At 43.3% G+C, this 26,818-nt stretch carries 24 protein-coding genes; 20 read left to right on the forward strand and 4 right to left on the reverse strand.

Going from position 1 to position 26,818, the window contains the following annotated elements:
* Window positions 1–73: 73 nt before the first annotated feature.
* From L0P88_RS00460 to L0P88_RS00490, 7 genes are all read left to right on the forward strand, one after another.
* Window positions 74–619 (forward strand): RNA polymerase sigma factor, encoded by a 546-nt coding sequence (locus tag L0P88_RS00460; protein WP_247132683.1) that lies wholly within the window; start codon window positions 74–76, stop codon window positions 617–619.
* Window positions 620–652: 33 nt separating this feature from the next.
* On the forward strand, window positions 653–1,186 hold the full coding sequence (locus L0P88_RS00465) for a hypothetical protein (RefSeq protein WP_247132684.1): 534 nt from the start codon (window positions 653–655) through the stop codon (window positions 1,184–1,186).
* A complete protein-coding gene (locus L0P88_RS00470; RefSeq protein WP_247132685.1) occupies window positions 1,167–1,610 on the forward strand; it encodes a hypothetical protein in 444 nt (147 codons plus the stop codon). Before L0P88_RS00465 ends, L0P88_RS00470 begins: the two co-directional genes overlap by 20 nt.
* Before the next feature lie 102 nt (window positions 1,611–1,712).
* Complete coding sequence (locus L0P88_RS00475) at window positions 1,713–2,654, forward strand: YHYH protein (RefSeq protein WP_247132686.1); 942 nt, start codon at window positions 1,713–1,715, stop codon at window positions 2,652–2,654.
* Window positions 2,655–2,658: 4 nt separating this feature from the next.
* The gene (locus L0P88_RS00480; RefSeq protein ID WP_247132687.1) at window positions 2,659–3,276 is read left to right on the forward strand and encodes a DUF6702 family protein; all 618 of its coding nucleotides are present in this window, start codon (window positions 2,659–2,661) and stop codon (window positions 3,274–3,276) included.
* A 33-nt stretch (window positions 3,277–3,309) separates the two neighbouring features.
* On the forward strand, window positions 3,310–3,660 hold the full coding sequence (locus L0P88_RS00485) for a DUF6515 family protein (RefSeq protein WP_247132688.1): 351 nt from the start codon (window positions 3,310–3,312) through the stop codon (window positions 3,658–3,660).
* A gap of 68 nt (window positions 3,661–3,728) precedes the next feature.
* Entirely contained in the window at window positions 3,729–4,781 is a 1,053-nt protein-coding gene (locus L0P88_RS00490) for an LD-carboxypeptidase (protein ID WP_247132689.1), read from the forward strand.
* Here the strand turns inward: L0P88_RS00490 and L0P88_RS00495 are convergent, their stop codons facing one another.
* On the reverse strand, window positions 4,782–5,852 hold the full coding sequence (locus L0P88_RS00495) for a WD40/YVTN/BNR-like repeat-containing protein (RefSeq protein WP_247132690.1): 1,071 nt from the start codon (window positions 5,850–5,852) through the stop codon (window positions 4,782–4,784).
* 416 nt (window positions 5,853–6,268) lie between these two features.
* On the opposite strand from L0P88_RS00495, the gene L0P88_RS00500 reads away from it, so the two are divergent.
* From L0P88_RS00500 to L0P88_RS00555, 12 genes are all read left to right on the forward strand, one after another.
* On the forward strand, window positions 6,269–6,517 hold the full coding sequence (locus tag L0P88_RS00500) for a hypothetical protein (RefSeq protein ID WP_247132691.1): 249 nt from the start codon (window positions 6,269–6,271) through the stop codon (window positions 6,515–6,517).
* Between the two features lie 90 nt (window positions 6,518–6,607).
* Window positions 6,608–7,072 carry a Fur family transcriptional regulator gene (locus tag L0P88_RS00505; protein ID WP_247132692.1) on the forward strand — a complete coding sequence of 155 codons (465 nt, stop codon included), beginning with the start codon at window positions 6,608–6,610 and terminating at the stop codon, window positions 7,070–7,072.
* 199 nt (window positions 7,073–7,271) lie between these two features.
* Window positions 7,272–8,486, forward strand: coding sequence for an RsmB/NOP family class I SAM-dependent RNA methyltransferase (locus tag L0P88_RS00510; RefSeq protein WP_247132693.1), 1,215 nt, complete (start codon window positions 7,272–7,274; stop codon window positions 8,484–8,486).
* Between the two features lie 26 nt (window positions 8,487–8,512).
* Window positions 8,513–9,421, forward strand: a complete 909-nt coding sequence (locus L0P88_RS00515) for a helix-turn-helix domain-containing protein (protein ID WP_247132694.1) — start codon at window positions 8,513–8,515, stop codon at window positions 9,419–9,421.
* A gap of 88 nt (window positions 9,422–9,509) precedes the next feature.
* Window positions 9,510–10,271 carry an SDR family NAD(P)-dependent oxidoreductase gene (locus L0P88_RS00520; protein WP_247132695.1) on the forward strand — a complete coding sequence of 254 codons (762 nt, stop codon included), beginning with the start codon at window positions 9,510–9,512 and terminating at the stop codon, window positions 10,269–10,271.
* 215 nt (window positions 10,272–10,486) lie between these two features.
* Window positions 10,487–11,200: a class I SAM-dependent methyltransferase gene (locus L0P88_RS00525; protein ID WP_313791588.1), complete on the forward strand. Its 714-nt coding sequence runs from the start codon at window positions 10,487–10,489 to the stop codon at window positions 11,198–11,200.
* Between the two features lie 48 nt (window positions 11,201–11,248).
* The gene (locus L0P88_RS00530; RefSeq protein ID WP_247132696.1) at window positions 11,249–11,743 is read left to right on the forward strand and encodes a CIA30 family protein; all 495 of its coding nucleotides are present in this window, start codon (window positions 11,249–11,251) and stop codon (window positions 11,741–11,743) included.
* Window positions 11,744–11,843: 100 nt separating this feature from the next.
* On the forward strand, window positions 11,844–14,045 hold the full coding sequence (locus tag L0P88_RS00535) for a carbohydrate binding family 9 domain-containing protein (protein WP_247132697.1): 2,202 nt from the start codon (window positions 11,844–11,846) through the stop codon (window positions 14,043–14,045).
* A 319-nt stretch (window positions 14,046–14,364) separates the two neighbouring features.
* On the forward strand, window positions 14,365–15,516 hold the full coding sequence (locus L0P88_RS00540; RefSeq protein ID WP_247132698.1) for an ImmA/IrrE family metallo-endopeptidase: 1,152 nt from the start codon (window positions 14,365–14,367) through the stop codon (window positions 15,514–15,516).
* Window positions 15,517–16,044 (forward strand): DUF4411 family protein, encoded by a 528-nt coding sequence (locus L0P88_RS00545; protein ID WP_247132699.1) that lies wholly within the window; start codon window positions 15,517–15,519, stop codon window positions 16,042–16,044. It begins immediately after the preceding gene.
* A 137-nt stretch (window positions 16,045–16,181) separates the two neighbouring features.
* Window positions 16,182–19,880, forward strand: coding sequence for a phosphoribosylformylglycinamidine synthase (purL, locus tag L0P88_RS00550; protein WP_247132700.1), 3,699 nt, complete (start codon window positions 16,182–16,184; stop codon window positions 19,878–19,880).
* Window positions 19,881–19,884: 4 nt separating this feature from the next.
* On the forward strand, window positions 19,885–20,337 hold the full coding sequence (locus L0P88_RS00555) for a GNAT family N-acetyltransferase (RefSeq protein WP_247132701.1): 453 nt from the start codon (window positions 19,885–19,887) through the stop codon (window positions 20,335–20,337).
* 43 nt (window positions 20,338–20,380) lie between these two features.
* Here the strand turns inward: L0P88_RS00555 and L0P88_RS00560 are convergent, their stop codons facing one another.
* From L0P88_RS00560 to pflB, 3 genes are read right to left on the reverse strand one after another with little or no spacing between them, the layout of a single operon-like run.
* Window positions 20,381–21,643 (reverse strand): OFA family MFS transporter, encoded by a 1,263-nt coding sequence (locus L0P88_RS00560; protein ID WP_247132702.1) that lies wholly within the window; start codon window positions 21,641–21,643, stop codon window positions 20,381–20,383.
* Window positions 21,644–21,694: 51 nt separating this feature from the next.
* Window positions 21,695–22,513 carry a pyruvate formate-lyase-activating protein gene (gene pflA, locus L0P88_RS00565; RefSeq protein ID WP_247132703.1) on the reverse strand — a complete coding sequence of 273 codons (819 nt, stop codon included), beginning with the start codon at window positions 22,511–22,513 and terminating at the stop codon, window positions 21,695–21,697.
* Window positions 22,514–22,525: 12 nt separating this feature from the next.
* Window positions 22,526–24,751 carry a formate C-acetyltransferase gene (pflB, locus tag L0P88_RS00570; RefSeq protein WP_281499704.1) on the reverse strand — a complete coding sequence of 742 codons (2,226 nt, stop codon included), beginning with the start codon at window positions 24,749–24,751 and terminating at the stop codon, window positions 22,526–22,528.
* A gap of 263 nt (window positions 24,752–25,014) precedes the next feature.
* Between pflB and L0P88_RS00575 the strand changes: the two genes are divergently transcribed.
* On the forward strand, window positions 25,015–26,784 hold the full coding sequence (locus L0P88_RS00575) for an AMP-dependent synthetase/ligase (protein ID WP_247132704.1): 1,770 nt from the start codon (window positions 25,015–25,017) through the stop codon (window positions 26,782–26,784).
* Window positions 26,785–26,818 lie beyond the last annotated feature (34 nt).

Consider the following 26,818-nt stretch of genomic DNA (forward strand, 5'->3'; position numbering starts at 1 on the left):
AATTGGCAATCATTCTCAAATAGGGATTTAAACCTTTCGCTATTTTTATGGTCAAACCTCTAAAATATCCCTTTTGTCAGCTGAGGAATCCTTAGTATTCGAATTAAAGGACAAAGCTACACAGTCCAAGGCCTTTGAAGTGTTGGTGAACACCTATAAGGAACGACTGTATTGGCATATAAGGCGCATTGTCCTTGATCATGACGATGCCGATGATGTGCTTCAGAACACGTTTATAAAGGTTTACCGAAGTATTGACGGTTTTAAGGGGGAAAGTAAACTGTACTCCTGGATGTACCGAATTGGAACCAATGAGGCATTGACATTTCTAAAGCAAAAATCAAGAAAATTGGGGGTGTCCAATGAAGAACTACAACAATCCCTTGTAGAAAACCTACAATCGGATGTCTATTTTGAAGGCGATGCTATTCAGTTAAAGCTCCAAAAGGCACTTGCCACCCTACCGGAAAAACAAAAACTGGTCTTTAACATGAAATATTTTCAGGAAATGAAATATGAGGAAATTTCACAAATTTTGGAAACCTCGGTGGGTGGTCTAAAAGCATCGTACCATTTGGCAGTAAAAAAAATTGAATCGTATCTTACCGAACCGGATTAAACCTTTTCGCCATAGATTGGTCTAACTAACAGCATGAAAAAGAACCACAAAAATAAATTCAAGACCCCGGAAGGCTACTTTGACAATTTCAATGAACGTTTGTTTGAACGTTTGGCGATTGAAGAAACTTCCCAGGAAAGTACGCTAATTCCGAAATCCGACGGATTTGCGGCACCCGAAGGTTATTTTGATTCAATTTATAGCTCCACTATTGAAAAAATGAAGGGAAAATCCCCAAAAGTGATTTCTTTGGTGGGATATAAGGCGGTGTACTATGCCGCGGCCACGGTGGCCCTTATTTTTGTTCTGGCCCTGGCATGGAACCGGAACCAAGGCCCTGACCTGAATTTTGAGGATTTGGCCAGTATGGATATTGAAACCTATTTTGAGGACACTGCCTATGGCCTTTCTTCTTATGAGATTGCAGAAGCCGTAAATTTGGATGATATCTCCATTGCGGATATTACCGAAAAAATATTGGAAGAAGAAAGTATATTGGAGTATTTGGATGCAAATGTGGAGGATTTGGAAGATTTAGATTTGGATTATGATGAACTACAGTACTAAAATATTGGTTCTACTGCTCGTATTGCTGACCATGGGTGTTTATGCCCAACGGCCGGCACAAGAGCGTATAAAAACCCTAAAGGTAGCTTTTATCACGGAACGTTTGGGACTTACCCCATCCGAAGCACAGGATTTTTGGCCCGTTTACAATGCCCATGATGAAGCACTGCACAGGCTTAGGAGAAAAGAACGTCAACGTTTTGGAAGCCAACTACCTTATCTGGATGATTTGACCGATGATGAAGCTGCAAAATTGTTATCGGAATTTCAAATCCTACAAAATGAGAAACACGGTCTGGAACAAGAATTCCTACAGGACCTGGAGAAGGTACTTCCGGCTAGGAAAATTGTATTGTTGTTAAAGGCAGAGGAAGACTTTAAAAAAAGACTTTTGCAACAGGTACGAAAACGGCGGGGACAGTAATAGCGGTGTTAAATAATCATAAAAAGGGGCCGACCGCCCCTTTTTTCATTAAACCAATTTAGAAAGCAATGGTCAAACTACAAATTCAAAAACACTTGACCAATGCGTATTCTAAAAAACTTTTTGCTTTTATACCTGTTCCTGCTGGCCTCTTGTTCCACCTCGGATGATTCGGAAATTACTTTAGCGGACAATGGTTCCAATTTGGATTGTTCCGGTTCTTCAAACGTTTTCACCATAAACCTTGATGCTTCCGGCTGTACCGTGGACATTGCCTCCGAATTGGGTGGTACCTCCTTATATTCCGAATCCATTTCCGGTAATACAAGGAGCATCACCGTAAATGGAGTGGCTAATCATTTGGTGGGCCAATTCCCAAATAGCGGCAATCCAAACACTATTGCCCCGGTATCCGAAACCTACAGTATGAACGTGACCCCGCAATTGGCCAATGCAACCACGGATGGTGCTGGTTATACTACGGGGGTATTATTTTCCGGGGTGGTCATTGAGCCCTACACTGCGGAATTTTTTATAGGTTCGGATGGGACCATTAACAGGGAGTGGAACATCACAACACTACAATCCACAACCCCTTTAGGCTTGGATTGCAATAATGCCCATGTACAGCCCACTGGTCGTTATCATTACCATGGCACGCCATCCAATTACATTGATGGCCTAAATGTAAATGGCACTGAAATGGTCAAAATCGGTTACGCCGCTGACGGGTTTCCAATATATTATAAGTACGTCTATGACAGTGATGGTGTAACCTTAGTAGCTTTGGAAAGTGGTTATCAACTAAAAACGGAACCCAGGGGTGGCGATGGCCTATCAGCACCGGATGGCTGTCCAGATGGATACTACTTTCAGGATTATGAGTACATGGATGGCAGTTCTACCTTGGATGCCTGCAACGGGCGTTTCGGCAAAACTCCAGAAGCGGAGGATGAGTACTACTATGTAATTACGGATAATTTTCCGTCGATGCCGCTTTGTTTTTCCGGCACACCGAACCCAAGTTTCAGTTTTAGACCGTAGTTCCATGGGAAAATACATATCCATCGCATTACTGTACTTTTTTGGGACAATTCAAGTCAAGGCACACAATCCAAATGACATCAGTTACTTTTTTAAGTTGGATGAAAAACAATTGGTCATTCATCTGACCCCAAAATCAGCAATTGACCTTTTGGAACATATGCATCCCCAATTGAGGAACGAAAACCGATTTTTATTGCATTCGTATTCCCTGGATTTTCAATCCTATTTTGAAAGGCATGTTCTGTTGACTATTGACCGTATACAAATTTCCATGGCGTTGATCGAAACCCAACTGGACAAACACGATGCACGATTGGTCTTTGAACTGGTCAATGTGCCCAATACGCCAAAAGACTTTGAACTCACCGTATCAAGTTTTCTTGGGCGCTACAAAAAGGTTAAAAACTATGTCTTCGTCCATTCCAATGGGGTAAAACATCATTATCAATTGGACAACAATCGAACACAAGTCCTTGACAGTTTTCAAATTACTGACAATCAATATACTATATCCAAAATCCCATTTTTTTCAGGTGGTCTGGCACTATTGTTTTTATCGATAGGTTGGGTCGTTTATCGAATAAGAAAGGGGGTAGTTAAACCTTCTCCTATAACCTGAGTCAAAGAGATAAACCCAAAAAAACTGATTGTTATGAAAAATCTTAATCGTATCCTTTTGATGGTGGCATTTGTAGGTGGACTATTGGTTTCCCAGGCCCAAAGAACCGTGGTCCGCGTATACCCAAAACAGGGAACTGTGGTTACTACCCTTACCAAACCCAAGGTCTTTGTCCATAGGAATACCAACTTTTATTTCGCTGATGGGGTGTGGTATCGTGCCAGAGGGCGCAACTATGTGGTGGTTGGTGCCCCTATTGGAATTAAAGTGAGGACGCTTCCCAGAGGAAATAAGGTGGTTGTGGTCAACGGCAGAAAATTGTACAAATACAAAGGTATTTGGTACAAAAAATCGGGCCGAAGGTATGTGGTGGTGAGCGTATAGTAACATTGGACCTTAGGCCAACGAACAAGGCGGTCGCTCCTATGGAATTTTCATATTAAATTAGGAGCATGATAAAGCGCAGGGATTTTATCCAAAACAGTTCGGCCGCTTTGTTGGCCGTAGGTCTGCCCGTGAGGGCTTCAGTTAAGTCTCAAGAAACTACCCATCCTCCAAAAGTCAATAAACCCAAACGTTTAAAAAAGGGTGACATCGTGGGTCTGATCGCACCCGGTTATGCCATTACGGAAGAACAATTGGAACGTTCCATTAAAGCCATCAAGGCCATGGGAATGGAACCTTACCATACTTCACGAATTTTTGGCAACCACGGCTATTTAAGCAATACCGATACAGAACGGGCCGAAGATCTGATGCATATGTTCCGTAACCCAAAAGTTGATGCCGTTTTCTGCATACGCGGTGGGTATGGTTGCACACGGATTTTGGATATGTTGGATTTTTCACTTCTGGCCCAACATACCAAGATACTCCTGGGGTATAGTGATATCACGGCGCTCTTGAACACCTTTTACCAAAAAATAGGCCTCATCGGCTTTCATGGTGCCATGGGCCCCGAACTGGATTCCTACGCCTACAATGGGGTAAAGGATTTGCTCATGCACCCCAAGAAAAAATGGATTTTGGAAAACTACCAGTTTGATGAAGATACCTTGTTAAACAACCCTGTTTATGAACCTTATGTGATTACACCGGGAACGGCCAAAGGCAAATTAGTGGGTGGCAACCTTTCCCTGCTTTCGGCCATGAATGGTACCGACTATGGCCTGGATTATAGCGATACCATCGTTTGTATTGAAGATGTGGGTGAGGCTCCCTATCGCATCGACCGAATGTTGACACAATTATTGTCCACCCCCAGTTTTAAAAAAGCGTCGGGAGTCGTCTTTGGTGTTTGTGCGGGCTGTGACAAAAAAGAGGGTTCCGATTCCTTTTCTTTGAAGGAAGTGGTAACGGATCGCTTGGCTCCGATGGGTATCCCTGCCGTGTATGGCATGAGCTTTGGACATATTGCGGAAACCTTTACCTTTCCCATTGGCATTGAAGCCGTTTTGGATACGGCCTCCTTTTCACTACGGCTGGAAGAAAAACCCTTGACCTGATTATTGAAAGGTTAACCGGGCAATCCGGTTCCTACCTGCGGCATAGGCAATGGAGTCATTTAAAAAGCGAATCGTGTAAAAACCTTCTTGGCTCAGGGATTCCCAACTTTCACCTCCATCATTTGAGTAGGCAATTCCCGTAAAACCTATCGCAACAATGGCTTTGCCCGCTGCATTGGGGACAAATTGCACACAACTCTTATATCCCGGTAAGTCATCATCAGCAATCACATTCCAGGATTTCCCACCATCCGTTGTCAGGGCTTTGTTTGCCATGGAACCAACGGGGTTCGTATAATCCCCACCAAAGGCCATACCAAGGTTTTGGTCGTAAAAATCTATGGAATAGATACCTTCCGTAGCTGAGGTATTTACAATGGGCACGACCTGTAGTTGCCAGTTTCCTCCTTTATCCGGTGAAAAATAAATACGACTTTCCGTTGTGGCCACCCAAGTCCTGTCCCCTTTTATTTCAATATTGGTGTTGCTGGCTGCAAAAGCTCCTTCACCTTCAATTCCCTTGGGCAAGTTAGCGCAGGAAACCTTTTCCCAACTTTTACCCCCATCCCTCGTAATGATAATGGACAAGCATCCATCGACCGTATCACCAACGGCTATTCCTTCCTGGTCGTTCCAAAACTTCATGGCATCGTAAAAAACACCCTTGCCACGCTCCTTATACACCAGTTCCATAGTGCCGTTATCCCCCGTTTTATAAAGCAGGGCAGGATTTCCCGCGGAAAGCATAAAAAAGTCCGTTTGGGTATGTGCTATGGCACGGAATTCCGGAACTATGGAATCGTATGCTTGTATATTGGACCTCAGTTTACCGGTTTTCACGTCTACCGTACCATATGTTCCATTACTTCCGGCAAAGGCCAGCGTGTTTTCATCCAAAAATTCAATGGCCCTAATACTCAGGGAGTCTTCAAAGACCGTTTCTATTTGAATCGAATTATAGCTATGCGATTTTTTTTGTTCCGAGCAACCAAAAATCATCGCAATAATACATAACAAACAACCCAATTTTCCCATATAGTGGTTTAAAAAAAATGCTATCCTGACTCCCATTATTGATTTTTTGTTGGTGAACTCATTTAAACTTTTTACGTCTTAGTGAAAATTAGACATTTTTTGTTCCTTTGAAGGCTTTTTTGAGTTGCATAGCAGGACTATGGAGCAAGAAAAAGTCAAAAAAGGAGCCAAAAAGAGCAATTTTTTAGCGAATGGAAAAAGTTTAAGTGAGTTCAGCTATCCAATACATATCGTAACCATGCAACTAAAGTATTCGTCATTGTACTGAACGTACTTCAAAGATATATTTGCTGTCCCCTAAAAGACAACTAAAAAAGAACGGAAAACAGACCAGTTCCGTTTTTTGTAATTTTTAAGCAATCTAACTTTAAATAATTGATTTACAATTATTTAAATTCATTCTATCCATTCTCGGTCGTATCTTTAATAGGAACTTTAAAACAGTGGGTACTATGGCTATACGATTAGGAAACACCTGTGCGAATTGTGACAAATTAATGAGCGATAGCACATGTACGGTTCACAACGTGAAGGTCGGCCACCTTTACACCTGTGACAGTTTTGAAATGAAAGCGAGATTGGCCGATGAAAGAAATTGCACAAGCTGCCTCCGTTTTGAAAGGGAGGATTGTGCCAACCCGCAAAAAGCAGCTCCAGGGATGATGTGTGCTGTTTGGGCGCCCCGAAGTATGAGTGCCTAAAACCGGGCTTGAACGTATTGGGGGCGGTATTTCCCTATCGGCCCCATTTTTCCTTCTCATGCTTTGCTTGAAAAATACAAGTCCCCAAGAATGGACATCGAATCCAAAATAGAAGTGGTCAAAAAGGTATTCACTGAGTACCTACAGAATAATGGGCACCGAAAGACTCCCGAAAGGTTTGCCATTCTAGAGGAGATTTATTCCAACAACGAACATTTTGATGTGGATGAGCTCTACTTCCAAATGAAGAAAAAGAACTACCGGGTGAGCCGGGCCACAATCTACAACAACATCGAATTGATGATAGCCTGTGGTTTGGTTAGAAAGCACTTGTTCGGGGACGCCAAGGCGCGATATGAGAAATCATATTTTGATAAACAACACGATCATATTGTCCTTACGGACACCGGGGAGATACTTGAGTTCTGCGACCCTAGAATCCAGCTCATCAAAAAGACCATTGAGGAAGTATTCAAAATCAATATCCATAACCATTCCCTTTATTTTTATGCCACACTCAAACCCGCCACTTCAAGTGTTAAGGTTGAGGAATAATTTTTTTAGGGGTTTCTTAAAACGGACCTGTTGGCAAAAGAACATTTCACAGGTAGGGGCGGTGATTTCCCTGTAGATGCTTCAAAAGTGTGAAATTGCCATTCGCTGTCAGCATTTGATGACTTATGTAGTGGCGTTTTAGCTCAGTCCAACAACAAAATGTACCAGAAAGGCTACCTTTGCAAGCTCATTCTATGCTATGCGTCTCCACAGGAATTTGGTCTTTGCCGTTATTGATGCCCTGAACCTTATCTTCAATGAAAATGGCTATGCCGATAAGGTAATTGAAAAAGTCCTTAAATATGACAAACGATGGGGGGCAAGAGATCGTGGTTTTATTGCGGAAACAACCTATGAAATTGTCCGTTACAAACGTTTGTATTCAGAAATCGCGGAGGTAAGTGCACCCTACTCACGGGCCAATCTATTTCGTTTGTTTGCCGTATGGGCCGTATTGCGGGGGATTCCACTGCCCGATTGGAAACAATTGGAAGATACGCCCGTTAGACGGATCAAAGGACGCTTTGATGAGCTGTCCAAAATTAGAAAACTGCGGGAATCCGTCCCGGATTGGTTGGACGAACGTTGCGAAAAAGCACTCGGCAAGGAATTATGGGACAAGGAAAGTGCCGCCCTGAACATACAGGCCGAAGTGGTCTTACGAACGAATACCTTAAAAATGAACAAAGGGGACCTTCGTAAGATATTGGGCGAAATGGCTATTGGGACTGAAACGGTTTCCGGTGCCATTGATGCCCTAAAACTGAAAGAAAGAAAAAATGTGTTCACCACAGAAGCGTTTAAGACAGGCTTGTTTGAAGTACAGGACGCCTCATCGCAATTGGTTGCGCCCTACTTGGATGTTGCTCCAGGACAACGTGTAGTGGACGCCTGTGCAGGGGCAGGTGGCAAAACACTGCATTTGGCCGCACTGATGCAAAACAAAGGGCAGTTGATTGCCATGGACATCTATGAAAGTAAACTGAAAAAGCTAAAAATCAGGGCCAGACGCAATGGTGTCCACAATATGGAGACCCGAATTATAGAAAACGCAAAGGCCATCAAAAAACTTCATGGTAAAGCGGACAGGGTCTTGTTGGACGCCCCATGTTCCGGTCTTGGTGTACTAAGGCGTAACCCCGATAGCAAGTGGAAATTGGAACCCGACTTCGTGGAACGCATCAAAGGGGTACAGCAAAAAATTCTGGGGGAGTATTCCAAAATGGTCAAACCGGGCGGTAAATTGGTCTATGCCACTTGTTCCATCCTTCCAGAGGAAAACACGGAACAAGTTGCACATTTTTTAGCTTCGGAATTTGGGCAAACCTTCACTTTGATAAAAGAACAAAGCATTTATGCATCGGAAAGTGGTTTTGATGGGTTCTATATGGCCCTTTTGGAGAAAACAGGATAATTATTTGATTTATGTAACTTTGGGACATGCAAAAAAAAGTGTCGATAGAAGACTTTTACGAATCTACCCATCACTATGTCCCGGAAAGTGTAAAATCCGGTATTGGTCATTTTAATGTATTTAAACTCGATGAATTTGCCGGCCCCAAACCCAAACCGATGCCTTTCAATAGAAGGGATTATTATAAAATAAGTTTGGTAAAGGGCAAAAGTAGGGTTCACTATGCGGATAAAGTGGTCACTGTTGAAAAACAGGTGATGGTTTTTTCCAATCCCCAAATACCCTATAATTGGGAGCGGATAGATGAACAATTGACCGGTTACTTTTGCGTTTTCACGGATACCTTTTTTCACCAATTCGGGGATTTGACCCAGTATCCCGTTTTTCAACCCAATGGGAATCCCGTCCTTGAACTTTCAGATGAACAGTTAGCGTCAATTATTCCCATATTCGTGCGTATGTTGGACGAGATCAATTCCGACTACGCCTATAAATACGATTTACTGCGCAATATGGTGTTTGAACTGATCCATTCCGGATTAAAGATGCAACCGGCCCAGGTTGCCCTACAATCCAATTCCAATGCGTCAGAACGTATTTCCGGACTTTTTATGGAACTGTTGGAACGGCAATTCCCAATAGAAAGTCCATTGCAACGCATGGGTTTGCGTTCGGCATCCGATTTTGCCAATCAGCTAAGTGTTCATGTCAATCATTTGAATCGCGCGTTAAAGGAAACCTTGGAAAAAAGTACATCGGTATTAATTGCCGAACGCGTGGTCCAGGAAGCCAAAATCCTGCTTCGCCATACCAATTGGAACGTTTCTGAGATAGGCAATTCCCTGGGTTTTGAAGAAACCGCCCATTTCTCCAATTTCTTTAAAAAACATGCGGACCACTCCCCTGCCGCGTACCGGAAATTGGAAATTGTTTGATTTTTGCAACTCTTGGTTTCACTTTCGTAAGGTAAACCGCGACCCACAATGGAACTTTGTAGTGTTCAATTTAAAAAACAAAAACACTATGGATTCCAGAAAAATAGCATTGGTTACAGGGGGTAGCCGGGGACTGGGCAGGGATATGGCAGTTAACCTGGCCAAAAAAGGATTGGATGTGGTCATTACCTACAATTCCAACAGTGGAGCTGCCCAGCAAACCCTTGAATTGATTGGCGCCGAAGGCGCGCAGGGCATCGCACTACAATTGGATGCCCGAAACAGTACTGCTTTTGAGGCTTTTAAAACCAATTTGGTAACAGAACTAAATAAGCAGTGGAACAGATCCAAAATTGATTATTTGGTCAATAACGCAGGTTTTGGCCACGAGGGTTCGGTTTTCGATACTTCAGAAGAAGCTTTTGATGACCTTATGAACGTCCATTTCAAAGGCGTATATTTCCTTACCCAAAAGCTACTTGACGCCATGAATGATGGCGGGGGCATTGTAAACATTTCCAGTGGTTTGGCCCGGTTTTCGTTCCCAGGATATTCTGCCTATGCGGCCATGAAGGGAGCTGTTGAAGTCTATACCCGATATCTGGCCAAGGAATTGGGGACACGAAAAATTAAGGCCAATACGGTCGCTCCAGGAGCAATCAACACGGATTTTAATAAGGATCGTTTTGAAGCGGCACCTCAGGTAGTCGAGATCATAGCTTCGTTAACGGCATTGGGTCGTGTTGGCGAAGCAGAGGATATTGGTAGTGTGGTGGCGTTTTTGTGTATCGATGATGCTGCCTGGATCAATGGTCAACGCATTGAAGCCTCTGGAGGGATGTTTGTCTAAATCAATAAAAGCCCCAAATTGGGGCTTTTTTATTCTTTTTTAAGGTGGGATAAGCCATTCCCAACCGCACCACACAAAAATTGTATTTGGTTTCATCCTGTAGGCAATTCAGGCGTTGATAGTTAAAAACATTAAAAATTAGAGCTTTCTTAGGATAACTCTTCCGCAGTATCCCTTATTTTTACAGTACAACCTTACCAAGGCCATCAATTGCTATGATTAAAATCCATAAACTCCTTGGTATACTTCCCATTTTGATTTCCTTCGTATCTGTCTGTGCCCAAGATGGTCCTTACTCGTATAAAAAGAATGACCCCAATGGAATTGGCAAATGGTATATGGGTAGGGAAATTGCCCATGTAATGGGGTTTCAGGGCATGTACTGGTTGGAACGCCCAGAGCGTGAAAGGGAGGAGAAAGCCACTAAGCTATTGGAAAATATGCAACTATCCGAAACTGATGTCATTGCGGATATTGGCGCAGGTTCTGGATATCATGTTTTCAAAATGGCAGAAAAAACACCTAAAGGAATTATCTATGCCGTGGATATCCAAGAAGAGATGTTGGAAGCGCTAAAATTCCGAAAACGGGAATTCAAGGCAGGTAATGTTGAAATCGTTAGGGGTTCTGAAAAAAATGTCAATCTCCCCAAAAACACACTGGATAAGGTGCTTATTGTAGATGTATATCATGAAATGGGTTATCCCATGGAAATGATGCGGTCCATTTACAATGCCATGAAAAAAGAAGGCAAGCTATTCCTGATCGAGTATCGAGGTGAAGACCCAAGTGTACCCATTAAACGGTTGCATAAAATGACAGAGGAGCAAGCGGTTAAGGAAATGGCCGCCGTAGGATTTGTGTTGAAGGAAAACATCGATAATTTGCCATGGCAGCATTGTATGGTATTTGTCAAGGAAATAAATTAAATGCAACAACAAATTGTCATAGTAGTCCTATTTTTAATCCCCATCATTATGAAAGCCCAAACCCTTTTTGATGCCAACACCAATCCAAATTCCAAAAACTGGTATATCATTGATGATGTTGTTATGGGGGGGCGTTCCTCTGGTGAGTTTGGGATCACCAAAGAGGGGAATGCTAAATTCTCCGGAACGGTTTCCCTGGAAAACAATGGAGGATTTTCTTCGGTACGATATGTTATGGAGACCCTAAGGGTGACTCCGGAAAGTAAAGTTCGAATCCGCCTAAAGGGGGATGGAAGCAACTATCAATTCCGTGTTAGGCACCAAAGGGGAAGTTATTACAGTTATATCACCAAATTTGAAACGACCGGAAACTGGCAAACCTTGGATTTTCAACTTAAAGACCTCTACCCCACCTTTCGGGGACGACGATTAAACTTTCCGAATTTCGATCATCATAAAATTGAAGAAATCACTTTTCTTATTGCAAATAAGGTTCCCCAAAAATTTGAACTGACCATTTCAAGAATTGAATTGTTGGATTGACGTATTTAGAACCACAATAAACTAAACCGTGACCAACCCAATGAACCAAACATTGGACTATCTTTCCTTCTGGTTTAGTGACCACTATTGAATCCAAACTGTGCGAACCATAAAACTGCTTCAGGCTTTCCAATCAGTCCTACACCGCTTATTGGCATTCATTCTGTTGCTCGGTTTTATGGAGCTTGGTTTTGGTCAAACCATTGAGCGACCCGAATTTGCCTCTGGAAAGTTGACCGAATCCTTGGATTTTGACGGGGCCTTGAATGAAGAGGACTGGAAAAACGCCCCTGTGCTCACCAATCTTAAGACTACCGTTCCCGAAGAAGGGGGAATCCCATCACAGACTACTTTGGTTCAGGTCATAGCTGATGCCAGAACGGTAGTGATTGGCATTACCTGCAACGATAGCAATCCCGATGGAATTATTCGATTCTCCAAACTTCGGGATGCGGACATTTCTGAAGAAGACCATGTGAAGGTGGTCATTGATCCTTTTTTGGATGGGCAATCGGGTTACATCTTTGCCGTGAATTCATTGGCAGCACGTTATGACGCTTTGGTTTCGGACCGTGGTGAAGACGAAAACGAAGATTGGGATGCTGTGTGGGATGCCAAAACACAGATAACCGAGAGGGGCTGGACAGCAGAAATTGTGATTCCCATTCAGAGTATCGCTTTCAAAAAAGGGTTATCAAAATGGGGCTTTAATATAGAGCGGCGCATACAACGCAATTTGGAGACCATTCGCTGGGCCAATGTCAAGCGTGACCAATGGATTGCCCAGACGAGTCGCGCAGGTGTGGTCACTGGGCTTCCTGAATTCAATTATGGCGTTGGGATCAATATTCGCCCCTCATTGATTGCCAATGCCAACCAACTGGGACCGGATCGTGCTATGGTCGTGGACCCTGACGTCAGTTTGGATGCCAACCAACGTATTGGTCCCAATGTGCTCGCCACATTTACATTAAATACCGACTTTGGTGAAACCGAAGTGGATACCCGCCAAACCAACCTCACCCGTTTCCCCTTATTTTTTCCTGAGAGAAGGATATTTTTTCTTGAAGGTTCCGATATTTTCGAATTTGGCTTTGGTACGGGTACCAGCACGGTACTGCCTTTTTTTAGTCGTCGGATCGGTTTACGAAACAATGTGCAGATTCCAGTAGTTGGGGGCACCAAACTCAATGGTCGTATTGGAAAGACTGCCTTTGGCGGATTGGGCATTCGCACTGACGATTTCAGTTTAGACGATGACAGTTTTGATGCCACCAATATGGGAGTGGTCCGGGTTCGCCGCAACGTGCTCAAAGAAAGTTCGGTAGGGTTTATCGCCTCGTCAGGTGATCCCCTGGGAAGGGACGGCAGTTGGATGTCCGGAGGTGATTTTACCTTTCAGACGACCCGATTCAAGGGAGACAAAAACTTTTTGGTCGGGGGTTGGGCACTATTCACTGACCGAGGGGATCTATCGGGTGACCGTTCCGCGGCGGGTTTTAAAATTGATTACCCTAATGACCGGTGGGACGTTGCGGTCACCTATGCCCGTATTGGGGAGCAGTTCGATCCCTCCTTGGGCTTTGTGCCCAGACAGGGTGTCAACTTTTACCGTTTCGGGGGCACCTTTGCTCCCCGGCCGAAAACGCCTTGGCTCCGTCAAATGTTCCACCAATTTTTTGTGACCTATATCAACAATATTTCCGGGCCATGGCAATCCTACAGTGTGTTTACCGCGCCCATCAACTGGCGTTTGGAAAGCGGCGACCGTATTGAGGCCAACGTTCGGCCTACGGGTGAAAATATTTTGGTGCCTTTTGATATTTCCGAAGGAGTCACCATTCCGGTGGGGGAATACAATTTTATGCGTTATCGATTGGAAGCGGAATTTGCCCGTAAGCGACGATTGAGCGGTCAGGCTACTTGGTGGTTTGGTAGTTTTTATGAAGGTACCTTGGATGAGTTTGAACTCACCCTCAATTGGAATCCCAGTGCCTTGCTGGCCTTTGAATTCAATGGCCTTCACAACCGTGCCCGGTTGCCCTTTGGGGATTTTGATCAAAGCTTGGCAGGACTTCGTGTACGCTTTAATGTCACCTCCAATTTGCAATTGAACAGCTATTTGCAATACGATACGGATAGCCGGGTATTGGGATTAAACGCCCGTATCCACTGGATATTCTCATCGCTGGGCGATGTCTTCCTCGTTTTTAACAACAATACCATAAACAACATCAACCAACCTTGGGAGCTTCAAAACCGTCAGATTTTATTAAAAGTCCGGTATAATTTTAGGTTGTAAAAAAATACTGTTCTAGAATGTAGAAAGTCCATTGGTTTAGAAGTCACAATAGATTTTCCACCAATATTTATAATTCTTGCAACCTATTGCATCCGGTAGAAGTGGAAATACAATATTAAAAACGCCGCAAGCTCTCTAAAGATCAAAATTATTTTCTACATTAAATACTTCAATAGCACTGAACTCCTCTGATTTAGATTTTGAGTATTGATGACCTTGACAAAACACAGAGTAGAAAAAATATTGATTTGTAGTTACCAACCATCTCCAAAATGAGAATTGCCATACTCAATAAACCTAAATTTGTAGATTTGATTTGATGATAGAGAATGACAAAATTCCAGTTAACAGCAAAGTTCTGGTTTGGGCAAGAGAGTCGATTGGTCAATCACGAAATCATGTTGTCGAAAAAACAGGAATTAATTTACGTCGATTAAATCAAATTGAAAATGGCGAAAAACATCCTGGTTTAGAGGAATTAAAACTACTTGCTAAAACCTACAAACGGACGATTGCAACTCTACTCCTACGAGAGGCGCCCCAAGAAAAGCCACTTCCGAAAGACAGAAGGACAATTGATTCGAAAGATATAGGAAAATTTCATGAGAAAACAATTTTAGCAGTCCGTAAGGCAAGAGCTTTCACTCAATCCCTTATAGAACTTAAAACAGATGCTGGAATTGCTATTCCTAAATTCAAATATTCGGCAAGCGTAGATAGTAATGTTGATGAATTAGCACAAACAATTAGAACTGACCTAAATCTTAATGAAATAAGAGAACTTGAAAATATTAACGATATTCTTGAAGCTTACATAGATAAAGTCGAATCATTAGGAGTAGCTGTTTTTCAAATGAGTTTAACTCAGGACAACCTAAGGGGGTTTTCAATCATAGATGAGGATATTCCAATAATTGGAATAAAACGAGGAAGCGAAAAACCTACATCCAAAATTTTTACCTTATTTCACGAATTGGGCCATATAGTGCTAAATCGCGGTGGACTTTGTGATTTATCAATTAAAACAACAAGTGAAATTGAGAAATGGTGCAATGCTTTTGCCGCCGAAATTCTTATTCCTAAATCTGATCTACTTTCAAGAGATATTGTACAAGACTATAAATACAAGCAGAATAAAGTTTGGTTGAAAAAAGACCTAATAGAATTATCTAATTATTTCCATGTAGGACCTCTTGCAATTTTAAGGTCACTTCTAACAAATAAACTTACAACTTCAAAATATTACAACGAAAAACATCAGGTATGGAACAAACCTTCATTTGGACGTTCAAAAAATCCTAAAGGGCGCGACATTGCGAAAGAAACTATTAGAGAAAAAGGGAAAAATTATATCTCTTTAGCATTTTCTGCTTATGACAAAAACAGAATTGACATTAAAGACTTATCTGACTTTCTGGGTGTTAAACTTTCATATATTCCCAAAACACGAGAACTATTAAATTCTCGATAAATGGAAATAAATTTTTGCGAGAATGAAACTGTTTATGTTATTGACACCAGCGCTTTAATAATGCTTGAATATACATACAAGTATGACAATCCGGTCTTTCAAGCTATTTGGGAAGAGATTGAGGAATTAATTTCAATAGGCTGTTTCAGGACGATAGACTTCGTTGAAGATGAAATAAACAGCTATGAAGGAAAAGAAGATTTTTTGAAAAATTGGATTAAGAAGTGGAAAAAACTTTTTGTTCACAAAACAGATACAGCTAGCATAACTGCTTCTATTCCAATTATAAATGACGAGTATAACACTGGATTTCTAGATTCAAAAAAGCAGGCTCTCGGAAAAGAGGAAGCTGACCCTTATTTAATAGGCTATTGCAAGACATATAATTACGTTCTCATTACGAATGAAAGTAAAATTAAACCTAATAAAGTTCCAGCTATAGCAAAGAAAAATGGAGTCAGATGTATTGACATCAACGATTTTCTTAAAGAAAGAGGATTGAGAATGGAACGTAAAAGAAATAAGTAAGACGAGGCAAAACAATCCTTAGGCGTAACTTTCGAAGAACTATTGTATATATCAACAGACCTCGTTAACAACTCCCCTATTCCACCATTTAAAATCCTTTACATTTTGGTAAATTTGCATTTTCCAAATAAATGGCAATGATTCACTTTTTCGGGGACCCAAAAACCAAGGTTTTCGCCCTGCAGACCAATCAAGACCTAAGCTCCCAAGATCAAGAAAAGTTACTATGGTTGTTCGGCAACCAACCCAAGATAGAAGCGGCGTCACTTGACGCCTTTTTTGTTGGTCCACGCGCCACTATGTTAACGCCTTGGAGTACCAATGCCACGGAGATTACCCAAAACATGGGGATTACCGGTGTTTTAAGAATTGAGGAGTTTTATGCGGTAGAAGAAAATGAAAGCGATTATGACCCTATGCTTTTCCAAAAATACCATGGTTTGGACCAGGATATCTTCACCATCAATATCGCCCCCGAACCGATTTTGGAAATTGAGGATATAGCGACATACAATCAAAAAGAAGGCCTGGCGTTGAGTGAGGAAGAGGTAGCCTATTTGGAGCAACTCTCCAAGGATTTGGGACGTAAATTGACCGATTCCGAGGTGTTCGGTTTCAGTCAGGTGAATTCGGAACACTGTCGACATAAGATCTTTAACGGCACTTTTGTAATCGATGGGGAAGAAAAGCCCACTTCGCTCTTCAAGCTCATCAAAAAAACGTCCCAGGAACATCCCAATGGCATTGTTTCGGCCTATAAGGACAATGTAGCTTTTATAAAAGGGCCCAAAGCCGTTCAATTTGCCCCAACACGTGCCGATGGACCTGATTTTTACCAAGAATCGGAATTTGATTCCGTGCTCTCCCTAAAGGCAGAGACCCATAACTTCCCTACTACGGTAGAACCTTTTAATGGGGCGGCCACAGGTTCGGGAGGTGAAATTCGGGATCGATTGGCGGGCGGTAAAGGAAGTTTACCTTTGGCCGGTACCGCAGTGTACATGACATCCTATTCCAGGTTGGAAGACGACCCTGCCGACCCTCTTCAGGGCAGGGCTTGGGAAAAAGCCTTTCCGGAACGGGATTGGCTGTACCAAACCCCTATGGACATTTTGATCAAGGCCAGTAACGGCGCTTCGGACTTTGGAAACAAATTTGGGCAGCCACTGATTGCAGGGTCCGTACTGACTTTTGAGCACAAGGAAGAAGCACAACGATTAGGGTTCGACAAGGTCATTATGCTGGCCGGAGGTATCGGTTACGGGAAAGCTGAACAGGCCTTAAAAGACACTCCCCAAAAGGGGGATAAAGTAGTGATTCTGGGAGGAGACAATTACCGAATAGGTATGGGTGGTGCCGCCGTGTCCAGTGCAGATACCGGGGAATTTGAATCGGCTATCGAGTTGAACGCCGTGCAACGGAGCAACCCCGAAATGCAGAAACGGGCGGCCAATGCCATTCGTGGTTTGGTGGAAAGTGAAGAAAATCCCATTGTTTCCATTCACGACCATGGTGCAGGTGGACATTTGAACTGCCTATCGGAATTGGTGGAAGAAACGGGCGGCCATATTGATTTGGACAAACTTCCTGTAGGCGACCTTACCCTTTCGGCCAAGGAATTGATCGGTAATGAAAGTCAGGAGCGTATGGGCCTTGTGATGGGTGAAAAAGACATGGAAACGCTGACAAAAATAGCGGCTAGGGAACGTTCCCCACTTTTTGAGGTAGGCGAGGTTACAGGTGACCATCGTTTTACGTTCGAAAGTAAAAGTAAGGGAGATAAACCCATGGATGTAGCGTTGTCCGCACTTTTTGGCAGTTCTCCAAAAACCATCATGGAAGACTCGAAGATCGAAACCCGGTTTAAAGATGCCCCCTACAGTTTGGAGCATTTCCATGATTATTTGGAAAGTGTGTTACAGTTAGAGGCCGTGGCCTGCAAGGACTGGTTGACCAACAAGGTAGATCGTTGTGTTGGGGGCCGTGTGGCCAAGCAACAGTGCGCTGGTCCGTTGCAATTGCCCCTCAACAATTGTGGGGTAATGGCACTCGATTTTAAGGGTAAGGAAGGAATTGCAACCAGTATAGGCCACTCCCCTATTTCGGGACTGATTGACTCCGTGGCCGGCAGCAGAAACAGTATTGCCGAGGCCCTGACCAATATTATTTGGGCACCCTTGGAAGAAGGTCTGCAATCGGTTTCACTCTCCGCCAACTGGATGTGGCCGTGCCACAACCCAGGGGAAGATGCACGATTATACGAGGCGGTGGAAGCCTGTTCCAACTTTGCCATTGCCTTGGGCATTAATATTCCTACCGGTAAGGATTCCTTAAGCATGAAGCAGAAGTACAAGGACCAGGAGGTTATTGCCCCGGGAACGGTCATCATTTCCGCTGCTGGTCATTGTTCCGATATCAAAAAAGTGGTGGAACCCGTACTGCAAAAAGATGGGGGGGACATTTACTATCTCAACCTAAGCAAGGACAGGCCCAAATTGGGAGGTTCCAGCTTCAATCAAGTCTTGAACCTAGTGGGCAGTGAGGCACCTTCGGTAAACGACCCCAACTATTTTAGGAAAGCGTTCAATGCAATGCAACAGGAAATCAAGATGGGGACCATTCAATCCGGTCACGATATAGGTTCGGGTGGATTGCTGACCACCTTACTGGAAATCTGTTTTTCAGATACGGATTTGGGTGCTGAAATTGATATAACCGAACTTGATGAACCGGATACCATAAAGCTTCTCTTTTCAGAAAACTGCGGTATTGTTTTTCAGGGCGATGCACCGGTTAAAGAGCGTTTGGAATCCCAAGGTCTGGAAATCATCAAAATAGGTTGGCCTATTTCAGAAGGTATCCTGAAACTTAAAAACCATGGTGTTGAAATTGGTTTACCTATTGATTCCCTCCGCGATATTTGGTTTAAGACGTCCTATCTCCTGGACAATAAACAAACGGCCAAAGGCCTGGCAAAAGCGCGCTATACGAATTACAAAAAGCAACCTCTGGTTTACACATTTCCGCAGGGGGTGACTTCAGGTGACCTCGGCCACGCCGTTACCGAACCAAGCCGAAATGACCGTCCCAAAGCGGCCATCCTCCGTGAAAAAGGAAGTAATTCCGAACGTGAAATGGCCCATGCCATGTACTTGGCAGGATTTGATGTAAAAGATGTGCATATGACCGATTTGATATCCGGCCGGGAGGATTTAAAGGACATTCAATTTCTTGGTGCCGTTGGTGGATTTTCCAATTCCGATGTTTTGGGATCGGCAAAAGGTTGGGCGGGTGCCATCAAATACAATGAAAAAGCGAAAAAGGTAATTCAGGATTTCTTCGCAAGGCAGGACACGCTTTCAGTGGGGATTTGTAACGGTTGCCAATTATTTATGGAACTGGATTTGATCAATCCGGAACATGGCGACCGGCATGGCAAAATGACCTACAACGACTCGGACAAGCACGAAAGCAATTTCACTTCGGTAAAAATCCAAAAAAACAATTCCGTGATGCTCTCCAATTTGGAAGGTACCACCTTGGGGGTTTGGATAAGTCATGGTGAAGGAAAGTTTCGCCTTCCCCTTTCTGAAGATAAGTACGCCATTGTGGCCAAATATGGGTATCCGGAATATCCGGCCAATCCCAATGGGAGTGATTACAATGTAGCTATGCTTTGTGATAGGACCGGTAGGCATTTGGTGACCATGCCCCATATTGAACGAAGTATTTTCCCATGGAATTGGGCGCATTATCCCAAGGACCGAAACGATGAGGTTTCTCCCTGGATCCAGGCTTTTGTGAACGCGCGCGAGTGGATCAAGGAAAACACTTGATCCAATGAAAATCCGCGAAGCTACAGAAGAGGATATCCCAGGTATAGTTGAAATGCTCGCAAATGATGAACTGGGTAAGAAACGTGAGGATTTTAGACTTCCTATCCCAAAGAACTATCTTTTGGCATATGAACGAATAGCCAGTGATGCCAATCAAGAGCTGCTGGTTTTGGAAAACGATTCCACAAAGGTTATTGGTACTTTGCAGCTTTCATTCCTACAATATTTAACCTATCAAGGTGGCCTAAGGGCACAAATAGAACAGGTACGAATCCACCATTCATATCGCGGAAAAGGGTTGGGCAAGCTTCTTTTTCAATACGCCATCAATCGCGCCAAGGAAAAGGGGGCACATGTGATTCAATTGACAACCGATAAAAAAAGACCGGAAGCCCTTGAGTTTTATACCAACCTTGGTTTCCAGCCTTCACATGAAGGGATGAAACTACACCTCTAAATTCACCTTGAATGGGAAACGTAAAAGGAACCCCTAGCTTTTTTTAGGTTTTTGCCAGTGAAACCTTGTTCCCCATTTCCTTATAGGCCTTTACAACCTTTCTTTTCATTAAAAGGGACACTATTAGGGCCACAACAAACAATCCCGCAAAAACACCCAAAGTAGTATCCAGGGAACCGGTGGTCTTTTTGACCACATCGTAAATAGTAGGACCGACAACTCCGGCCAAAGCCCAGGCGGTCAATACCATTCCATGGATGGCCCCCAATTGTTTGGTTCCAAACAAATCCCCTAAAAATGCGGGCAGGGTAGCAAAACCACCGCCATACATAGTGATGACCAAAAAGAGGATAACCAAAAAGGTCAGTTCCATGGAAATCCTCGGCAGGAAATAAAAGGCCAATATTTGAAATGCAAAGAAAAGAATATAGGTGTTGGCACGACCAAAATAGTCCGAAAGACTGGACCAAAGTATTCTTCCCAAGCCATTAAACACCCCTATTAAACCTACAATGGCGGCAGCTTCCATAGGGGAATAATTCAACTTCTCCTGCATCATGGGGCTGGCGGCGGCTATAACGGCAATACCACAGGAAATATTAATGAACATCATGATCCAGATATAGTAAAACCGGGTTGTCCTTAAGGCTTCATTGGCACTTATGTTTGCCATATCCGCCTTTACCCGATTGCCTTCACCTGGCGCAAAGCCTTTAGGCATATAATCTTGTGGTGGTTTTTCCATATAGCTGGCGGACATCAGTATCATCACCATATAAATGGCCCCCAAAATGTAGAAAGCTGTTGAGACGCCGACCGCATCAAACAAAGCTTGCATAATGGGGCCAAACAATAAAGCGGCAAAACCAAAGCCCATAATGGCCATTCCTGTCGCCAGTCCCCTCTTATCAGGGAACCATTTGACCAATGTACTTACCGGGGTGATATAGCCAAGGCCCAATCCAATACCCCCAATTACCCCATAGCAGAGGTAAAATAGTGGTAATGATTCCAATTGCACGGCCAGTCCGGAACCTAAGATACCGATACCATAGAACAAACCGGCCGCAGTTCCACTTCGCTTGGGCCCCACCCTTTCTACCCAACGTCCTAAAAAGGCCGCTGAGAGTCCCAATAACAAAATGGCTATTTTAAAGGCCCATTTGATAACACTCCCCTCCACGTCAAAAATATCCTTCACGGGATTCGTCATTACGGAATAGGCATAAACCGAACCAATGGAAATATGGATACCTACAGCGGAGGCGGCAATTAGCCAACGGTTTTTAAGCTTTCTTGTGTTCATAATCTTTGTTGTATGCGTGTTGCTGTCCAACACTGTTTTAAATTCCTTGGTTTAATTCACGGTTACTTTCTTAAAATAGGACTCGAGAATGCCAATGGCGGCTTCCAATTCCTCTTCTGTATTTTCACGGGCCTCTTTGATGGGATATTCCCAGCCCAAGGCCTCCCATTTATGTATTCCCAATTTATGATAGGGCTGAATTTCCAGACGTTCAATGGTTTGGTATTCTTGAAAATGCCTCCCCATTTGATGTAACAGTTGTGGACTATCCGTCATTCCGGGGATAAGCACATACCGCAACCACATCTCCTTTCCCGAATCCTCACGGTATTTTGCCAAATTGAACGTGGTTTCCTTGTTTTGGACACCTGTGATTTCCCTGAAACCTTTTTCTGTCATGTGCTTAATGTCCAACATGACCAGATCGGTATAGTCATCAAGCAGTTCCTTTGTAAAATTATTCAGGATCCTACCGTTGGTATCCAAATTGGTATGGATTCCCTCCTCTTTCAATCTTTTAAAGAACGGTATCAATGCCTTGGCTTGTAACAGGGGTTCACCACCAGAGACCGTTACCCCGCCCTTTTTACCAAAATAAGGCTTCATCTTAAGGACCCGCTCCACCAATTCCGTTACCCTATATTCCTGACCACCCTCCATGGCAATGGTATCGGGATTGTGACAATACACACATTTCAGTTTACATCCCTGTAAAAAGATTATGGTTCTTATCCCCGGTCCGTCGTGGGTGCCAAAAGATTCGATGGAGTGTACCCTTAAGGTAGGTGTGACCAATTCTTCCATAGTAGTTCCCATACCATAAGGCACCTGAAAAAAACCAATATTATTTTTCTCAGGTGCCGTCATCATGGAAAAAGGCAGTTACATAGAGTCATGAAATGATCTTGTAATGACCTCTTGCTGTTGTTCCCTGGTCAGTTTCGTGAAATTCACGGCATAACCAGAGACCCTAATGGTCAATTGTGGATATTCCTCAGGATGTTCCATGGCATCCAATAAGGTTTCCTTGTTCAACACATTAATATTTACATGCTGTGCATTTTTGGAGAAATACCCATTTAAAATGCTCACCAGGTTTTCTTTTCGATCCCCATCATTGGCCCCCAATGACTTTGGTATGATGGAAAAGGTGTTGGATACACCATCCAGGGCATCCTGATATTTGATCTTGGCCACGGAATTCAATGATGCAATGGCACCATTGGCATCCCGACCGTGCATAGGATTGGCACCTGGAGCGAAAGGCACGCCCATGGCCCTACCGTCCGGAGTTGCCCCCGTTTTCTTACCATAAACCACATTGGAGGTAATGGTTAAAACGGACAAGGTAGGTCGTGCATTTTTGTACACTCGAAACTGTTGCAGTTCCCTGTTAAAATCAGCTACTGCATTGGCAGCCAAGGTATCCACCCTGTCATCATCATTTCCATATTTTGGAAAATCACCCTCAATCTTGAAATCCACTGTCAATCCCTCTTCATTTCGCACGGGAAGTACTTTCGCATACTTGATGGCGGACAAAGAATCTGCCACAATGGATACCCCTGCAATACCATAAGCGATATCAATGCTAGGATTGGTATCTATCAAGGCCATTTGAGCCTTTTCATAGTAATACTTGTCGTGCATGTAGTGGATGATACTCATGGTATCGCTATACACACGGGCAATTTCCTTGGATGTTTTTTTGTAGTTGGCCATCACCTGATCGTAATCCAAATACCCTTCTCCGATGGGTTCAATTCCATCCACAACCTTCTTTCCGGTAATTTCACACCGACCTTCGTTTAAGGCAAGTAAAAGTGTCTTGGCCAAATTGGTACGTGCCCCAAAAAACTGGATTGACTTTCCTAAATCCTGATGGGAAACACAACAAGCAATACCATAATCATCCGATCCCCGTAGCGTACGCATTAAATCGTCGTTCTCAAATTGGATGGAAGAGGTATCTATGGCTACCTTGGCACAGAATTCCTTGAAATTCCCGGGTAACTCGGAGGCCCACAACACCGTAAGGTTTGGTTCCGGTGATGGTCCCAAATTGTAAAGCGTGTTCAAGAATCGATATGAGGTCTTGGTGACCTTTGTCCTACCATCGTTCAGCATACCTCCAATCACCTCAGTTACCCAAGTGGGATCCCCAGCAAATATTTCGTTATACGCATCCATGCGTAAATGACGTACTACTCGCAACTTCATCACGAACTGATCAATGAGTTCCTGGGCTTCTTCTTCGGTTAATTTGCCGTCTTCAATATCATTTTCAATAAAGATATCCAGGAAGGAAGAAACATTCCCTAATGACATTGCAGCTCCATCCTGCTCCTTAACGGCAGCCAAATAGGCCATATACGTCCACTGAACGGCCTCTTGGGCATTACGTGCGGGACGTTTCAAATCCAGTCCGTATTTTTCACCTAGGACAATCATGTCCTTCAACGCACCAATTTGATCGGAAACCTCCTCCCGTAGACGAATAACCTCGTCCGTCATTGGCGTATCAAGGCCATCCAGATCCTTCAACTTGGATTGGATCAAAAAGGAAATACCGTAAAGGGCAACACGTCTATAGTCCCCAATAATACGTCCCCGTGCATAGTTATCTGGAAGACCGGTTAAAATACCAAGGGAACGGTATTTTTTTATTTCTGGGGTGTACGCACTAAATACCCCATCATTATGTGTCTTGACATGTTTGGAGAACAAATCGGTCAAATGTGGATTGGGTTCCAATCCTTGTTCCGAAAGTGCTTTCTGCACCACTTGAAAGCCACCAAAAGGCTTCATGGTCCTTTTTAAAAGCTCATCGGTCTGCAAGCCTACAATTACTTCATTTTCCTTATCAATATATCCTGCATCAAAGGCACTTACACTGGATATCGTTTCCGTATCCACTGCCCGTACCCCGTTGTTTTCACGCTCTTCTTTCATCGCAAGCTTACAAGCTTCCCAAACCTTTTTGGTTTTTTCACTTGGGCCGATCAAAAAATCCGCTGTGCCATGATAGGGTTTAATATTGTTGATGATGAAGTCCCTGACATTGACTTCTTTGGTCCACACTCCTTCTTTAATTTGGTCTTTTACCACAGTCGCTATTATTTTAGGATTAACATTATTTGGTGAATTTCTGGAGCAAAATTAGAGGCGTATAAATAGAAGTAATATGACAAATGTCATTAAACACAGAAAAAAATCGCGTATATAAAAGCAAACCTATTAATTTAATGTTAAATACTATTAAAAACAACTTTTGTTTAGAGATTCTCAAATATTAACAAACAATTTTGTCGATTCGTTTTTAAAATCTAGACTCCTTTCCCTATTTTGCAATTACTTTAGCGAAACTTACTATGCAAACCGTAACCAGACTATTCGATTTTCCGTACTATCAACAACAGAATTATAAACTCCCAGCAGCTTTTGCCATGAAAGTTGGAGGTACATGGGAATCCATTACCACCGACGAATACATTGATAAGGCCAATGCCATAAGTAGGGGGCTGCTCCGTATGGGGGTTAAACCCAACGATAAGATTGCCGTAATTTCAATGACCAATAGGACAGAATGGAACATTATGGATATTGGAATACTTCAAATTGGGGCACAAAACGTTCCTATATATCCCACCATTTCGGAAGAGGATTATGAATATGTCCTTAACCATTCAGGAGCAAAATATTGTTTTGTTTCCTGCGATGAAGTGCTCCAAAAGATATTGGCCATAAGTGGAAATGTAAAAAAACTGGAGGATGTTTTTTCCTTTGACGAATTAAAGAACTGCAACCATTGGAGTGAGGTTCTCGAAAAAGGCAAGGACGATTCCAACCAAGATGAGGTCGAGGCCCTCAAAGCTGCGGTTAAGCCAGACGACCTGGCCACATTGATTTATACCTCCGGAACTACGGGCAGACCCAAGGGAGTAATGCTTTCCCATAATAATATTGTTTCCAATGTTGTGGCAAGCAAGGTACGTGTTCCCTTTGCATCCGGTGCCAAGGCACTGAGCTTTCTCCCCGTCTGTCATATTTTTGAACGGATGATATTGTATCTGTACCAATATTGTGGTATCCAGGTATATTTTGCAGAAGGCCTGGACAAAATCAGTGAGAATATCAAAGAAGTTAAACCCACGGTCATGACCGTGGTACCAAGACTTTTGGAAAAAGTCTACGATGCCATCATCGCCAAAGGTGCCGATTTGACCGGGATAAAAAAGAAACTTTTCTTTTGGGCAGTGGAACTGGGACTAAAATTCGAGCCTTATAAAGTTAATGGCTGGTGGTACGAAAAGCAATTGGGATTGGCCCGAAAACTGATCTTTAGCAAATGGCAAGAAGCACTGGGAGGCAATCTGGAAATGATGGTTTCCGGAAGCGCGGCCCTACAGGCCCGTCTGGCCCGGGTTTTTGCCGCTGCCGGAATGCCCGTAATGGAAGGATATGGCCTAACGGAAACTTCCCCTGTCATATCGGTCAATGACGAGCGCAACAACGGTTGGAAAATTGGAACGGTCGGTAAAATTATCCAAGACGTGGAGGTGAGGATTGCCGACGATGGCGAAATCCTGTGCAAAGGGCCCAATGTAATGCAGGGCTATTATAAAGACCCGGATAAGACGGCACAGGTACTCAAGGAAGGCTATTTCCACACTGGGGATATCGGGGAAATCGATTCAGAGGGCTTTCTAAAGATTACCGATCGGAAAAAGGAAATGTTCAAAACCTCGGGGGGCAAGTATGTAGCGCCCCAATTATTGGAAAATCGGTTCAAGCAATCCCGGTTTATAGAACAAATCATGGTTGTTGGAGAAGGGGAAAAGATGCCCGGAGCCCTGATTCAGCCCAATTTTGAATTTTTGTCTTCCTGGGCAGAAGAGCATGATATTACCTTAGGTACCACTGCGGATATCTGTAGTAACGAAACGGTAATTTCCCGTATCCAGGAAGAGGTGGACGATGCCAACGAAGATTTTGCCAAATGGGAAAAAGTAAAGCAATTTCGTCTAACACCGGACGTATGGAGCATAGAAGAAGGTCATCTGACCCCTACCATGAAACTTCGTCGTAAGATTGTAAAGGAAAAGTACATGAAACTTTACAATGATATCTACGGGCGATAACCGTCCGTAAAAAGTATGCTGACCGGACCTCCTT

Origin of the sequence: Muricauda sp. SCSIO 64092 (assembly GCF_023016285.1) — a bacterium.
Taxonomy (GTDB): domain Bacteria; phylum Bacteroidota; class Bacteroidia; order Flavobacteriales; family Flavobacteriaceae; genus Croceivirga.